Below are 14569 nucleotides of genomic sequence, written 5' to 3' on the forward strand. Positions count from 1 at the left end.
CAGGACGCCATGCCATACGAACCGCCACCTGAAATCGCCGGACTGTCGCTGGCAGAGCTCGCCGAGCAGGTGGCCGCTCGCAAATTGCCGCCGGTCGACAGCTGGAGTCCTGCGGAAACGGGCGAAAGCCACATGGCGATCGCCGCCGACGGCAGCTGGACCCACGAGGGCAGCGTGATCGCCCGGCCCGCAATGGTCCGCGCGTTCGCTTCGCTGCTGATGTGCGACGCAGCGGGGCGGCACTGGCTGGTCACTCCGACGCAGAGGCTTTCGGTGGAAGTTGCCGATGCGGCCTTCATCGCCACCGACATGACCGAGAAAGACGGCGCGCTGGCATTTCGCCTCAACACCGACGAGATCGTGATCGCCGGGCCGGACAATCCGCTGGTCGCGCGCGGCGATGCGGAGACCCCGGCGCTCTACCTTGCCGTGCGGCACGGCTGCGAAGCACGGCTCAATCGCTCGACCTACGAGCAGCTCGCGCTCGCTGCCGACGATGCGTGGCGCGTGGCCAGCAGGGGCGAGAGCTACTCGCTGGTGCCGGCATGAGCGTGCTCTACGACCGCCTGACCCGCGCGCTGGAGATCGGCCACGCGCGCGAGGTCGACCTGCTCGAAGACGCGATGGCCGTGCCGGACGACCTGCGCGCGGCAGCCGTGCTGATCGCGGTTACCGATCGGCCCGAGAATGCTGGTGGTCCGGGCGTGATCCTCACCCATCGCCCCGACACGATGCGCCAGCACGCCGGGCAGGCCGCGTTCCCCGGCGGCAAGCTCGATCCCGGCGAGGATGCGGTCGAAGCGGCCTTGCGCGAAGCCCACGAAGAGATTGCGCTCGACCCGCGCGAAGTGAAGATCATCGGCCCGTCGGACCCGTTCCGCACCCGCACCGGCTACGACATCACGCCGGTGCTGGCGGTCGTGCCGCCGGATCTGCCGCTGGTGCCCAACCCGGCCGAAGTGCGCGAAGTGTTCGAACCGCCGCTCGGCTTCATCCTCGACCGCGCCAACCAGGTCCGGCGGACGGTGGAATGGGAAGGCGCGCCGCGCACCTATTTCGAGATCATGTGGCAGGGCCACCGCATCTGGGGCGTGACCGCGGCGATCATCGGCAACCTCTCGCGCCGCCTCCCGATGACGGAGCTGTTCGATGGCTAGGCTGCCTGACGCCGACTGGACCCGGCGCGAAGGACTCGCGCAGCTGGTGGCGGCGCTGGGCGGGCCGGAGTGCGTGCGGTGGGTCGGCGGCGCGGTGCGCGACACCCTGCTCGACCATCCGGTGCGCGATATCGACGCGGCGACCACCTTGCATCCCGACGATGTGATCGATCGCCTCAAGCAGGCAGGCATCCGCGTGGTGCCGACCGGGATCGACCACGGCACGGTGACCGCGATCCTGCCGGGTGGCCCAGTCGAAGTGACCACTTTGCGAAAGGACGTCAGCACCGACGGTCGGCGCGCCACGGTCGAGTTCGCCAGCAATTGGCAAGACGATGCCGCGCGGCGAGACTTCACCATCAACGCGCTGTTCGCCGATCCACAGTCCCTCGAGGTGTTCGACTATTTCGGCGGGCTGGACGACCTTGCCGCGCGCCGGGTGCGCTTCATCGGCCACGCCCGCGACCGTATCCGCGAGGATCACTTGCGGATACTGCGCTACTATCGCTTCCAGGCGCGCTTCGGTGCCGAGCTCGACCGGGAGGCGGAGGATGCCTGCGCCGACCTGGCGGGCACGCTCAAGGGCCTCAGTCGCGAACGGGTGGCGTGGGAGCTGCTCGCACTGCTTGCCCTGCCCGATCCCTCGCCCACCGTCGCCCGGATGCGCGAATGCGGGGTCCTGCCGGTGGTCCTGCCCGAGGCAGGTCCGCACGAGGTCGAAAATCTTGTGCGCACAATCGAATCGGAGCGCACGTTCGGGATCGATCCCGACGCTATTCGCCGCATGGCCGCGCTACTGCCCCCGGTGCGGGCAATCGCCGAGACCGTCTCGGCGCGCTTGCGGCTCTCCAGGGCGCAGCGCGAGCGGCTAACCTGCGCTGCGTCGCGCACTGCCAACGATGCGCTCGACCAGAAGGCGCTGGCCTACGAGAACGGGACCGCTTGCGCGATCGACCGCATTCTCCTCGGCGGTGGCGACCCGTCGCAGCTGGTCGGCTGGCAAGCGCCGACTTTCCCGCTCAAGGGCGGCGAGATCGTCGCGCGCGGCGTTTCGGCCGGGCCCGAGGTAGCGCGCATCCTGCGGTCGGTCGAGCGCCGCTGGATCGCGGAGGGCTTCCCCCCGCGCGAACGGGTCGAGCAGTTGCTGGCCGAAGCATTGGCCAACTGACGGCATTCAGGATCCCAAGCGGCTGCGTTGAGTGACCGAAATGGGGTGGGAAGCGGGCCCTAATTAGTTTCTTGGCTGCTAGCCCATCGACCCATGAGGTACCTAACGCTTGGGATTGTGTATCGGACGATCCAAATGATGCAGGCAGCGCCTGCCAAAACCTGATTGATCAGGTTTGCAGGCTGAGTCATCAGAGTCAAATAGCGATCAATACCAATATGATAGAGCTGAATAGCACCGTATGGCACCGCCAGAAGTGGGGCGGTGATCGCGATTACAGACTTTGATGGAGTCGGCTCCCAACGTCCCAGCATTTCGAACCTTCTCACAAAGAGGTTGTTCGGCTGCTTCTACAAACGAAAGCGTTGAATGTCGAACGTCCGCGATCGGGTCGTTAGCGGAATGTCCGCATTGGCGCCCTCAGTCATCACACCGGACAGAATTCGGCCAGCAATTTCGCTCTGTCCTACGCGGGGTAAATCGGCCACCCTGCCCGACATGACCGGCGCACCCTCACTCGTCTCGCCTCTTTACCAATTCGGCCCACGCCATGTGTGGACTTCGTATTCCCCGAAAGTCACACCGCGCAATTCTTCAACGCGCGCAAGCCGCTGCGATCCCGCGCGATTTCGCCGAAAGTCACATCCTTCAAGGCCGAGGATAGCGTTCCATCCCCGCCGGACCGCCGTTCAATCGTCGGCCATCCGCAGGAGCCCCAAGCCCCTAGCTTTCCGCCCCCACCCCGCCTAGCACGGGTTTCGAAACGCAACTCGAGGAGAGATTCGATGCCCACCACCGGCAAGCAGCTGTTCACCACCCTCACCGCCGACGGCACGCTGACGGTCGAGATCGTCGATACCCAGTTTCCCGATCCCACGGGTAACCAGGTGCTGGTGAAAATGGAGGCCGCGCCGATCAACCCGAGCGATCTCGCGATCCTGACCAGTGCGGCGGACCTCGAGAATGCGGACTACTCGCCCGGCAAGTTCGTCGCCAATATGCCCGAACCGTTCAACACCGGATCGAAGGCACGCCACGGGGCGCGACTGCCGGCCGGCAACGAAGGCGCGGGCACCGTCGTCGCGACTGGTGACAGCGACATGGCCAAGGCGCTGATGGGCCAGCGCGTCGCCTGCGTGCCGGGCAATGCCTATTCGCAATACTGCATCGCCGATGCCGCGATGTGCCTGCCGCTGGGCGACCACTCGGCGGAAGAAGGCGCGAGCGCGTTCGTCAACCCGATGACCGCGCTGGGCTTTGCCGAGAACGCCAAGATGGATGGGCAGAAGGCCATCGTCCACACCGCCGCCGCATCGAACCTGGGCCAGATGCTGATCAAGATCTGCCAGGAAGACGGGCTGGAGCTGGTCAACATCGTCCGCAAGGCCGAGCACGTCGACCTGCTCAAGGGCCTCGGCGCGAAGTGGGTGGTCAATTCGTCGGACAGCGACTTCATGGCGCAGCTGCGCGCGGCGATCGATGCGACCGACGCGTTCTACGGCTTCGACCCGATCGGTGGCGGCCACGCGACCGACAACGTGTTCAAGGCGATGGAGCAGGTCGCGGTATCGAAGATGACCGAATACAGCCGCTACGGCTCGAACCAGCCGAAGCGGATGTTCATCTACGGCCGGCTCGACATGGGGCCGACGATCCTCACCCCCAGTTACGGCTTCGGCTGGACGTTGTCGGGCTGGTTGCTGACCCCGTTCCTCCAGCAGGCGGGCATGGAAACGATGATGCGGATGCGCCAGCGGGTGCTCGCCAACATCACCACCACGTTCGCCAGCAGCTACAAGCGCAAGGTCAACCTCGAGGAGATGCTGACCAAGGACGCGGTGACCGACTATCGCCAGATGAAGACCGGCGAGAAGTACCTCGTCACGCCGTGGAGCTGAGTTAGCGCCTATCGAACTCGGCCTGCATCGCCGCCGGATCGCTGGCCCCGGCGGCGAGCAACAGCTGGAGCAGGATGCGGGCCTTGGGCGGATTGAGCGCGCGGGCGGCGACAAAGCCGTTGGCCTCGTCCTCCGGCTCGCGGTCGACCAGCCCCTGGTCGATCCGGCTGGCGCGGACCACCGCAACGCCCTCGGCGGCGAGCTGCTTCAGGGCCTGCCGCACGGGGTCGGGCATGTTGCCCTCGCCCACACCAGCGACGACAACGCCGCGCGTTTGCGGCGAAGTCAGGCGGGCGACGTAGTCCGGCTCGATCCCCGCCCAGATGGGCAGGATCGGCACTTCGGGAAGGTCGGGCGAATAGGCGAACCGCGCGGCCTCGCCCACCCGCCACGGCGCGCCGAACCAGTCGAGCGCACTGGGGGTGACGAGGCCGATCGATTCGCGGGGGTAACCGCGGAAGGCGTCGGTGCCGCGGGTGTTGACCTTGCGCACGTCGCGCGCGGCGAACACCCGGTCGCCCATCACCACCAGCACCCCGCGCCCCGCGGCGTCGGGATCGCTCGCCACCCGCACCGCGTTGGCGAAATTGCGCAAGCCGTCCGACCCCACCGCATCGGCAGGCCGCATCGCACCGACCAGCACCACGGGCTTGGTTGTCGGCAGCGTCAGGTCGAGCAGGAACGCGGTCTCCTCGGCCGTGTCGGTGCCGTGGGTCACGATCACGCCGGCGATGTCGGGGGCGCTCATCGCCTCAACGATGCCTTCGTGCAGCGCACTCCAGATCGCGGGCGTGATATCTTCGGAGCCGATATTGGCGACCTGCCGACCCGACAGCTCAGCCGAAAGGTCAAGCTCGGCAACGTGGGCGAGCAATTCGTCGATCCCGATTTGCCCGGGGCGATAGTCGTGGCGGGTCGCTGAACCGGCCTTCCCGGCGATCGTGCCGCCGGTCGCCAGCACCAGGATGTGCGGATTTCCCATGCCCGGCCCCTAGCCCCGATTGACCTGCGCCGCCAAGCGGCTAGAAGCGCGCGCACCCGGATGGGGCGCTTAGCTCAGTTGGTAGAGCATCTCGTTTACACCGAGAGGGTCGGCGGTTCGAGCCCGTCAGCGCCCACCAGTTTTCGCTGGACAAGACCGCCCAGCAGGACGGCTTTGCGCGAAAACTCCCGAGCACAAGCGAAGCGCGCCAGGTGCTCCCCGCTCAATCCCCCGGATCGACAGCTTCGTCGACCAGCGCGCGCGCCTCGGGGCTCGACCAGTCGTAGCCGCCAACCACCCGGGCGACTTCGCTACCGCTCGAATCGTAGAGCACCGTCGTGGGCAGCACGCCGTCGCCGAACTTTGTCGAAAGCTTGGTATCGGGATCGAGCCACGGCTGGAGGTGCTTGAATTTTTCCTTGGCGAAAAACGGCGGAACCAGCTTCTTGCCCTGCAGGTCCTGGCTGACGGTGATCACGCGCAGCCTGCCCTGGTATTCGCCCGCCAGCGCGTCGAGCATCGGCATCTCTTTGATGCACGGCGCGCACCACGTCGCCCACAGGTTGAGCAGCACCGGCTGGCCCGAAAGCGCGGCGGTGTTGAGCGTCTTGCCCACCGGATCGACCACGTTGATCGCGGGCATCAGCTCACCCGCATGGCTGCGATCGACAACCCCTGCGAGCGTTTCCGGCGCCGCCGGCACACTGGAAGCACTCGGCTGTTCTTGCGGCTGGGCCGGTTCCTGCTTACTGCACCCCGCCAGCACGGCAGCCGAAAGAACCAGCGTGAGCGACGACTTGAAGAACGATAGCGACAAGGGGGCAAACTCCATGTGGGGTGGGCGCTTCGCTGAAGGGCCTAGCGCGATCATGCGCGAAATCAACGCTTCGATCCCGTTCGACAAGGCGCTGTGGCGGCAGGATATCCGCGCATCGAAGGCACATGCGCGCATGCTGGGCAAGACCGGGATCATTTCCGAGAAGGATTGTGCTGCGATCCTTGAAGGTCTCGACAAGATCGAGGCCGAGTTCGCCACAAACGGCGTGCCGGAGGACTGGGACCTCGAGGATATCCACATGACCACCGAGAGCCGGCTGGCCGAACTGATCGGCCCGGCGGCGGGACGGCTGCACACCGCGCGCAGCCGCAACGACCAGGTCGCGACCGACTTCAAGCTGTGGGTCGACGGCGCGCTTTGGTCGGCACAGGCCGCTTTGTCGGCTCTCCAGCAAGCGCTGGTCACCCGCGCCGGAGAACATGCCGATAGCGTCATGCCCGGATTTACCCATTTGCAGACCGCGCAGCCGGTGACGCTCGGCCACCACCTGATGGCCTACTATGAGATGTTCGAACGGGACATCAGCCGGATTTGTTCGGCAAGCGTCCATCTTAGCGCTTGCCCGCTTGGCAGCGCTGCCCTCGCCGGGACGGGATTTCCGATTGATCGCGACATGACGGCGGAGGAGCTCGGGTTTTCGAATGGTCCGACTCGCAATTCACTCGATGCCGTCTCCGATCGCGATTTCGCGCTCGATTACCTGTTCTTCGCCAGCCAGTGCGCGCTGCACCTTTCGCGACTGGCGGAGGAATTGATCCTGTGGGCCAGCCAGCCGTTCGGCTTCGTGAAAATGCCCGATACGCTCTCCACCGGCAGCAGCATCATGCCGCAGAAGAAGAACCCCGACGCGGCCGAGCTGGTGCGCGGACACGCCGGGCGGATCATCGGCTGCACCACCGCGCTGATGGTGACGATGAAGGGCCTGCCGCTCGCCTATTCGAAGGATATGCAGGACGACAAGCCACCGGTGTTCGAAGCGGCAGGGCTGCTCGAGCTGTGTATTGCCGCGATGACCGGAATGATCGCCGATTGCCATTTCAACACCGAGCGAATGCGTCAGGCGGCCGAGCTTGGCTATGCCACTGCGACCGACCTTGCCGACTGGCTCGTGCGTGAAGCCGACATCCCGTTCCGCGAAGCCCACCACATTACCGGGGCGGCGGTGAAGCTGGCGGAGAGAAAGGGTATAGCACTCGACGAACTCGCGCTCGACGAGCTCAGGGCAATCGACTCGCGGATCGACGAGCGGGTCTATGCCGCGCTGTCGGTCGAAAGCTCGGTTGCCGCACGCGCCAGCTATGGCGGGACCGCGCCCGAACAGGTAAGGATGCAGGTCGCCGCAGCACGCAAGGCGCTGGGGATGGAGGACTGATGCGCGCATTTGCCGCCATTGCCGGACTGATGCTGCTCGCCGCCTGCGGGCAGGTCGCCGATCTCAAGCCGGTCGCGCAGCAGTCGCTGCCGCCGACACCCTATGGCGCGAAGGCCCAGCCCGATGCCGAGAGCCTGCTGGGAGTCGACACACAGGCCGCGCCAAAACGCTCTGTGGAACTGCGCGAACGCAGCGAAGAGCGCGACGACGACCCGTTCGACCTGCCGCCGCAATAACTCCCACGCAGACCCACGCTTAGGCGCTGCCAAGTACGACTTGCTCGACTCGCGCCGCACGACGCGGCAAAGGCGCTGACCGATGGACCATTTCCAGCTCCGCGACGGCGTGCTCCACGCCGAAGACGTGCCGCTCCCCCGGATTGCGGAGGAGGTCGGCACACCCGTCTACGTCTATTCGCGCGCCACGCTCGAACGCCATGCCAAGGTGTTCCGCGAGGGGCTGGCGGGCGTAAAGGACCCGCACATCGCCTTTGCGGTGAAGGCCAACCCCAACCTCGCGGTCCTCAAGGTGCTGCAACGCAAGGGCTATGGCGCGGATGTCGTCAGCGGCGGGGAACTGACTCGCGCGCTGGCGGCGGGAATGGCGCCGGACAAAGTGGTGTTTTCCGGGGTCGGCAAGACCCACGCCGAATTGCTCCAAGGGCTCGAAGCGGAGATCGGGCAGTTCAACATCGAGTCCGAGGAAGAGGGTTACGAACTGGCAGCAGTCGCGCGCCGACACGGTTACAACGCCAACTGCGCATTGCGGGTCAATCCCGACGTCGATGCCCGCACGCACGAGAAGATCTCGACCGGCAAGCGCGAGAACAAGTTCGGGGTCCCGCTCGATCGCGCGGCGGAGATCTACGGCGCGCTGGCGGCTGAGGATGGCCTCACCATGCGCGGCGTCGCGGTGCATATCGGCAGCCAGCTCTCGACGCTCGAGCCGCTCGAGGTCGCGTTCGAAAAGCTTGGACGCCTGATCGCGGAAATCCGCGCTGCGGGCCACGCGGTGACCCATGCCGACCTAGGCGGAGGCCTGGGCGTGCCTTACAAGGCCGGCGACACGATGCCCTCTCCGGCGGAATACGGGGCGATGGTCGCGCGTGTGACCGCCGATTGGGACGTGCAGCTGAGCTTCGAGCCGGGACGTGTAATCGCGGGCAATGCCGGGGTGCTGCTGACCCGTGTGATACGCACCAAGCGCAGCGGCAACGGACCGCCGTTCGTGATCGTCGATGCCGCGATGAACGACCTCGCCCGCCCGGCGATGTATGGCGCGTGGCACGATTTCGATGCGGTCGAGCCAAGCGGCGAACGGATGACCGCGCATATCGTCGGCCCGATCTGCGAGACCGGCGATACCTTCGCGATGGATCGCGAGATCGATGCCCTGTCGGCAGGAGACCTCGCTGTGTTCCGAACCGCCGGTGCTTACGGCGCGACGATGGCCTCAAGCTACAACAGCCGCGGCTTCGTGCCCGAAGTGCTGGTCGACGGCGACAAATTTGCTGTGGTCGCCGAACGCATCGCCGCCCACGCGATCATGGACGCGGAAAAAGTCCCCGACTGGTTGGCATGATCAGCCTGCCGCTCTTCCACCAGGTGCGCGGCCAGCGGGTCGTGGTGGTGGGCGACGGCGATGCGGCCGATGCCAAGCGGAGACTTGTCGAGCGGGCAGGCGGGATTTGCTGCGGCGAGCCGGAGGCCCATGCGGCACGGCTCGCGTTCGTCGCGCTCGAAGATGCTCGCCAGGCAGCCGCGGTGGCTACCCGCCTGAGGACCAAGGGCCTGCTTGTGAACGTCACCGACCGGCCCGAACTATGCGATTTTACCGTGCCTAGCGTGCTCGATCGCGATCCGGTGCTGGTCGCGGTAGGGACCGGAGGCGCGTCGGCAGGTCTCGCCAAGCATTTGCGGCTGCGGCTCGAGGCATTGCTGCCGCCGAGCCTTGGTGCACTGGCCACTCGGCTACACACTGCTCGCACTGCGCTGCGGGAGAAGTTTTCCGACGACGCAGACCGGCGCAAGGCGCTCGATGCAGCTCTCGGCGAAGGTGGCGCCCTCGATCCTTTTCGCGAAGGGGCAGCAAAGCGGGTCGATGACTGGCTTGCCGGAGACCTGGCGGCCAGTGGATCGCAAGTCGTCGAGATCACGCTCGCCAGCGACGACCCGGACGATCTCACGCTTCGGCAAGCGCGCTGGCTTGGCGCAGCTGACACAGTGCTCCACGGGGACGATGTTGTGCCGGACATCCTCGCCCGTGCACGCGCCGACGCAGTGCGCGGGCCGCTCGGCGGTGAACCGGGAAACGGCCTGACGGTGGTGCTAAAGCGCGCCTAGCATCAGGCCGCGCCGATCGCTTGCAGGCGAGAGATCAGCGCATCCTTGTCGAACGGCTTGATCACATATTCGTCGGCACCGGCAGCAATCCCACGATGGATGTCCTTCGCGCCCGAATTGGTGGTGCAGAACACGATCCGCGGCTGGCGCGGGGATTCGATGGCGCGCAGCGCAGTGACGAACTCGATCCCGGTCATCACCGGCATGTTCCAGTCCGTGATGACGAGGTGCGGCATTGCTGCCTTGCAGCGCGCGAGGCCCTCTTCGCCGTTTTCCGCCTCGATCACCGCGTAGCCGATACTTTCGACGATTTGCCGGGCGACTTTGCGGATCACCCGCGAATCGTCGACCAGCAGGCAAGTGCGCTGCTGACCTCGTGCAGGTTGCGTGGGGGCCGGCGCCTCTACGCGCGGCTGCGCAGGCTGCGGTGCAGTGTTCGGGGCATGGCCCGAGAGCTGCGGCGAACGTTTGATCAGTTCGTGTATGGCACGAACTCCTCTTCCCCATAGACCGGACGATCATCGAAGATTTCCCGGTCGCCGATCGGCTTCTGCGCCGGAGCCCCGGCGTTGGTCGCAGCTTGTTCGGCAGGCGTCATGCAGACATGAAGGTATGGCACCCAGACGTCACCGAATTCGGCCTTCTGGTACCATACGTCGAGTACGTCGTAGCTCGCCCAGCAATTGTTGGGCTCGCGAAGGCGGATACCCTCGCCGATCCGCGGCACGCTGGCAAACCGGATTCGCTCTTGCGTCTGGTGCGTCTCGTTCTGGATTTCGACTTCGATCACCGCTGCGGCACCCCTCGTGTTGAGCAGGCATCCTAACCAGAAATCCTTGATGAAAGTTCAATGACCCGCCGCTAGCGCGCGGCGCCCTCCGGATCAGATTAGCGCTTTGGCGCCCTTGCCGATTTCGGCAAAGTAACGCGCCATCGCGTCCGCCGTGCTGTCGGACAAGGCGATGAACGCGCGGCGACGGTCGGATTCATCCTCAACCCGCACCAATAGCCCCGCTTCGCTCATCATCCCGATCCACCTGAGAGCAGTTGTCGGCGGCACACCGCTGGCGATGCACAGGCTGGTGACCGAGACGCGGGTGTGCTCCGCCCGTGCAGCCGTAAGGTCGAGCAGGATATCCCACGCCGGGTCGGCAAACAGCTCGCGATCGAAGAACTTCGCGCGCGCCTGGCGCTGGGCGATAATCTGGCGGACCAGCCGCGGATCGGGCAGCGGCGGGCGCGGCTTGCGGATCAGGTTGCGCTCGTTATCGTCCGCGCCCTTGAAGCCATCGGCCGGTGACTCGAGCCGGAAAGCGCTGTCCTCACCCAACGGCTGCCCCGCCGAAAGCCGGTCGAGCCGCGCGGCGATATCGCTGACCTGTTCGGTCAACCGGACCAGCGTCAACCGGTCTTCATCGGACAGCTCGCGCACCCGCATGGGGGCAATCATGGTTAAAGCCCGCGTCAGCGCAATTACGTGTTCGCCCGGAGTCGGATCGACAAGGATCTGCGCCCTCGACTGCGCGAGGCACCCGAAAACCGCGTCGAGCGCTTCGGCGCTGGTCCACACCACCAGCTGCGTTGCCGCCTTCGCCGCGCGCATGTCGAACCGGGTGAGCGCCGCCAACGTCTCCGCGTCCGCCAACGGGCAATCGAGCACAATGACGTCAGCCGGAATATCCTCCCGATCGCTGTCCAGCTCGCCTGCCAGGTCGAATTCGAGCACATCGACCCCGCTGGCCGAAATGTCGGCGCAAACACGCGCGCGCACGTGCGGCCGAACGGCATGGACCGCGACGGCCCGGCCAAGATGATCGACATTGTCAGACGTGGCGTAAGCGAAATCGGCTTGCTTCATCCCCGCGACTCCAACCGCAATCTTTCGAACAAATGCGGAACAAATCGCAGGAAGTCAAGAGATCGCAATCGGATAGTGCTCACCACCCGATGCAGTCATGCCGCCAGGATCAGTCGAGGAACGGGTCGCGCACCAGGATCGTGTCTTCGCGCTCGGGGCTGGTCGAGATCAGCGCGACAGGGGTTTCGATCAGTTCCTGCACCCGCTGGACGTACTTGATCGCTTGCGCGGGCAAATCCGCCCAGCTGCGCGCGCCGGCAGTGGTTTCCTGCCACCCGTCCATTTCCTCGTAGATCGGCTCCACGTTCGCTTGGTCGGCGGCATGGCTCGGGAAATAGTCCATGATCTTGCCGTTCAGGCGATAGCCGGTGCAGATCTTCACCTTCTCGAACCCGTCGAGCACGTCGAGCTTGGTCAGCGCGATGCCGGTGACGCCCGAGATCGCGCAGCTCTGGCGCACCAGCACAGCATCGAACCAGCCGCAACGGCGCTTGCGCCCTGTCACGGTGCCGAATTCATGTCCGCGCTCGCCCAGCCGCTGGCCGGTTTCGTCCTCAAGCTCGGTCGGGAACGGGCCGCTGCCCACGCGTGTGGTGTACGCCTTGACGATCCCGAGCACGAAGCCGGTGCTGCCCGGCCCCAACCCCGAACCGCTCGCGGCGGTGCCGCTGACGGTGTTCGAGCTGGTGACGAACGGGTAGGTGCCGTGGTCCACATCGAGCAGCACGCCCTGCGCGCCCTCGAACAGGATCTTCGCCCCGGCCTTGCGGACCTTCTTGAGCCGCTTCCACACCGGCTGGGCATATTGCAGCACGAACGGCGCGATTTCCCGCAGGTCGGCAAGCAGGCGCTCGCGATCGACCGGCGGCTCGTCGAACCCGGCGCGCAACGCATCGTGATGCGCGCACAAGCGATCAAGCTGCGGTTCGAGCTCGTCGAGGTGCGCAAGATCGCACACCCGGATCGCGCGGCGGCCGACCTTGTCTTCGTAGGCCGGGCCGATCCCGCGCCCGGTGGTGCCGATCTTGCCCGAACCGGCAGCAGCCTCGCGCAAGCCGTCGAGGTCGCGATGGATCGGCAGGATCAGCGGACAGTTGTCGGCGATCGCGAAATTGTCGGCGTTGATCGCAACGCCCTGCCCTTCGAGCTTTTCGATCTCGGCTTTCAATGCCCACGGGTCGAGCACCACGCCGTTGCCGATGATCGACAGCGTGCCGGTGACGATCCCGCTGGGGAGCAGGCTGAGCTTGTAGGTCGTGTTGCCGACCACCAGCGTATGCCCGGCGTTGTGCCCGCCCTGGAAGCGCACGACAGCATCGGCCCGGCTCGCCAGCCAGTCGACGATCTTGCCCTTGCCCTCATCGCCCCATTGGGCGCCGATCACGGTGACGTTGGCCATGCTTACACTCTTCCCCCTGCCCGGGGGATCCTCAAGGTCCTTCGACAGGACTCGACCAGGGGATGGAGATGTGGGGGCCAAACCGGCCCCGGATGCGCGGCGCGCGTTAGAGGCGGGCAATGGCCTGAGTCAAGCGAGCGATGCGGACGGTGTCGAATCATCGGCATTTTGGGGCGGCGTTCAGTTTCGGAGGAGGTCTGCTGAACCGTGGAACACATGGAACACAGTCCTGAAAGAGAAAAGCCCGCTCGCTTCAGCATCCGGCTGTTGCTGCGCTTGACTATGAGAGATTGGACGTTGGCCATTATTGCGATCCTGCCGTGCAGACGCGCCGTAGGAAAGGTGGTAATGAGGAAGAGCGACCCGATTGCGGACGAAGAATTTAGGCGTCATAATCATTTCATGACGCTTCGCGACAAAGCACATTTGAGGGAAGCCCTTGAGGAAATCTACCGGGAATTCGCCGCACCTACGCCATCAGTGATTGAAGGGTGTCCTTGCTGTATTGCGACACGAGGCGTTGATGTTCTTTTGAATACTCCGCTGCGCGAGATCACCGGTCAGCAGATTTGGCGATACGTTTCTGGTGCGTTCCTAACGATCGGCAACGAGGATGATTTTCGATATTTACTACCTAGAATCTTGGAGATTTCGGTTACCGATCCGGGAAACGCAAATGATCCGGAAATCGTCATCGGCAAGCTGGGCCTAGCGAGTTGGCGAGAATGGAAGGCGAATGAGCAGCGAACGATTGAAAGACTCTTGGATGCCTGGTTTTATGATGCTCTAGTCAATGACTTAGACAACGCCAAAGACGGCTGGACTAGTTGGGAAACGGAGAGCGTTCTATGCGGATCAGCACGTGCCGGACTGGCGCTGGAAAGATGGACTGGCCCGCTGCAAGAGCCAAGTAGTGCGCCGGTGTTGGCCGACCTGAGATTGCGATTTCCCAAAGACTTGTCGGGGTTTTGGAGTGACGCTCCGACAGGCCTGAAAGAGCTGGCAATGATCATATCCGACGGCCGCGCTTAGGTCCGCCTTCCACCCCAAAGCCGACAATCTCCTCTCGCAGCCCCCGCGACAAATCACGACAAAATGCCGCTGGACGCGCGCATGACTTGGGAGCATCCGAGCTCGCGGGGGCTCCCAGAGTAGGAGTTTTGCTTCATGCGAATGTTCGTAATTTCCGGCATCGCCTTCGCCAGTCTGGCGCTCGCACCATTGCAGGCAGCCGATTCCGCCGGCCCGAAACCCGATTGCCACCAAGAAATCACCCAACTTTGCGGCATGGATCGCACACAGTTCGGTGCCTGCCTGCAGCAGAACTTCTCCAAGCTGAGCAAGACCTGCCAGACGCGGATCAAGCGCTTCATGGCGATGCGGCGAGAGGAAGCAGGCGACCGTATGCAACACCGCGATTCCGGCCAGAACGACGCGCCGCCGCAAGACCGCAGTTCCGACAGCGGCTCGTAAGGCGCTGGCAACCGATATTCGCCTAGGCGCGACAATTCACGACATTTTGCGACTGGCCTTCGCTGCTCTTGAACGGCGATAG

General features: G+C 65.0%; 16 protein-coding genes and 1 tRNA gene. 11 read left to right on the top strand and 6 right to left on the bottom strand.

The features are described from left to right. The first annotated feature begins 9 nt into the window (after positions 1-9). From CJO11_RS03810 to CJO11_RS03825, 4 genes are all read left to right on the top strand, one after another. A complete protein-coding gene (locus CJO11_RS03810) occupies positions 10-549 on the top strand; it encodes a DUF1285 domain-containing protein (protein ID WP_095011524.1) in 540 nt (179 codons plus the stop codon). Next, positions 546-1157 (top strand): CoA pyrophosphatase, encoded by a 612-nt coding sequence (locus CJO11_RS03815; protein ID WP_095011525.1) that lies wholly within the window; start codon positions 546-548, stop codon positions 1155-1157. Before CJO11_RS03810 ends, CJO11_RS03815 begins: the two co-directional genes overlap by 4 nt. Next, positions 1150-2325, top strand: a complete 1176-nt coding sequence (locus CJO11_RS03820; protein ID WP_095011526.1) for a CCA tRNA nucleotidyltransferase — start codon at positions 1150-1152, stop codon at positions 2323-2325. The genes CJO11_RS03815 and CJO11_RS03820 overlap by 8 nt, the downstream gene beginning before the upstream one ends. Before the next feature lie 785 nt (positions 2326-3110). Then, positions 3111-4223: a zinc-binding dehydrogenase gene (locus CJO11_RS03825; RefSeq protein ID WP_095011527.1), complete on the top strand. Its 1113-nt coding sequence runs from the start codon at positions 3111-3113 to the stop codon at positions 4221-4223. Position 4224: 1 nt separating this feature from the next. On the opposite strand, the gene CJO11_RS03830 is transcribed toward CJO11_RS03825, so the two are convergent. Then, positions 4225-5205: an asparaginase gene (locus CJO11_RS03830; protein ID WP_095011528.1), complete on the bottom strand. Its 981-nt coding sequence runs from the start codon at positions 5203-5205 to the stop codon at positions 4225-4227. Between the two features lie 63 nt (positions 5206-5268). On the opposite strand from CJO11_RS03830, the gene CJO11_RS03835 reads away from it, so the two are divergent. After that, positions 5269-5344 (top strand) — tRNA-Val (locus CJO11_RS03835). 84 nt (positions 5345-5428) lie between these two features. Here CJO11_RS03835 and CJO11_RS03840 read toward each other — a convergent pair. Then, complete coding sequence (locus CJO11_RS03840; RefSeq protein ID WP_240504552.1) at positions 5429-6037, bottom strand: TlpA family protein disulfide reductase; 609 nt, start codon at positions 6035-6037, stop codon at positions 5429-5431. Positions 6038-6074: 37 nt separating this feature from the next. On the opposite strand from CJO11_RS03840, the gene argH reads away from it, so the two are divergent. From argH to CJO11_RS03860, 4 genes are all read left to right on the top strand, one after another. Continuing rightward, positions 6075-7415: an argininosuccinate lyase gene (gene argH, locus CJO11_RS03845; protein ID WP_420823145.1), complete on the top strand. Its 1341-nt coding sequence runs from the start codon at positions 6075-6077 to the stop codon at positions 7413-7415. Beyond that, complete coding sequence (locus CJO11_RS03850) at positions 7415-7651, top strand: hypothetical protein (protein WP_095011531.1); 237 nt, start codon at positions 7415-7417, stop codon at positions 7649-7651. Before argH ends, CJO11_RS03850 begins: the two co-directional genes overlap by 1 nt. A gap of 82 nt (positions 7652-7733) precedes the next feature. Next, positions 7734-8996, top strand: a complete 1263-nt coding sequence (gene lysA / locus CJO11_RS03855; RefSeq protein WP_095011532.1) for a diaminopimelate decarboxylase — start codon at positions 7734-7736, stop codon at positions 8994-8996. Next, entirely contained in the window at positions 8993-9757 is a 765-nt protein-coding gene (locus tag CJO11_RS03860; protein WP_095011533.1) for a precorrin-2 dehydrogenase/sirohydrochlorin ferrochelatase family protein, read from the top strand. The genes lysA and CJO11_RS03860 overlap by 4 nt, the downstream gene beginning before the upstream one ends. 2 nt (positions 9758-9759) lie before the next feature. Here the strand turns inward: CJO11_RS03860 and CJO11_RS03865 are convergent, their stop codons facing one another. The 4 genes from CJO11_RS03865 to CJO11_RS03880 form a co-directional block, all read right to left on the bottom strand. Continuing rightward, positions 9760-10113, bottom strand: coding sequence for a response regulator (locus CJO11_RS03865; RefSeq protein ID WP_095011534.1), 354 nt, complete (start codon positions 10111-10113; stop codon positions 9760-9762). Positions 10114-10229: 116 nt separating this feature from the next. After that, on the bottom strand, positions 10230-10547 hold the full coding sequence (locus CJO11_RS13345; protein WP_240504554.1) for a hypothetical protein: 318 nt from the start codon (positions 10545-10547) through the stop codon (positions 10230-10232). Between the two features lie 93 nt (positions 10548-10640). After that, the gene (locus CJO11_RS03875; protein WP_095011535.1) at positions 10641-11615 is read right to left on the bottom strand and encodes a helix-turn-helix domain-containing protein; all 975 of its coding nucleotides are present in this window, start codon (positions 11613-11615) and stop codon (positions 10641-10643) included. A gap of 109 nt (positions 11616-11724) precedes the next feature. After that, positions 11725-13014, bottom strand: coding sequence for an adenylosuccinate synthase (locus tag CJO11_RS03880; protein ID WP_095011536.1), 1290 nt, complete (start codon positions 13012-13014; stop codon positions 11725-11727). 348 nt (positions 13015-13362) lie between these two features. Here CJO11_RS03880 and CJO11_RS03885 point away from each other — a divergent pair, with 348 nt between their 5' ends. After that, entirely contained in the window at positions 13363-14046 is a 684-nt protein-coding gene (locus tag CJO11_RS03885; protein ID WP_150124970.1) for a hypothetical protein, read from the top strand. Positions 14047-14181: 135 nt separating this feature from the next. Continuing rightward, positions 14182-14487 (top strand): hypothetical protein, encoded by a 306-nt coding sequence (locus CJO11_RS03890; RefSeq protein ID WP_150124971.1) that lies wholly within the window; start codon positions 14182-14184, stop codon positions 14485-14487. Positions 14488-14569 lie beyond the last annotated feature (82 nt).

The sequence above is a fragment of the Tsuneonella mangrovi genome, from assembly GCF_002269345.1.
GTDB classification, from domain to species: domain Bacteria; phylum Pseudomonadota; class Alphaproteobacteria; order Sphingomonadales; family Sphingomonadaceae; genus Tsuneonella; species Tsuneonella mangrovi.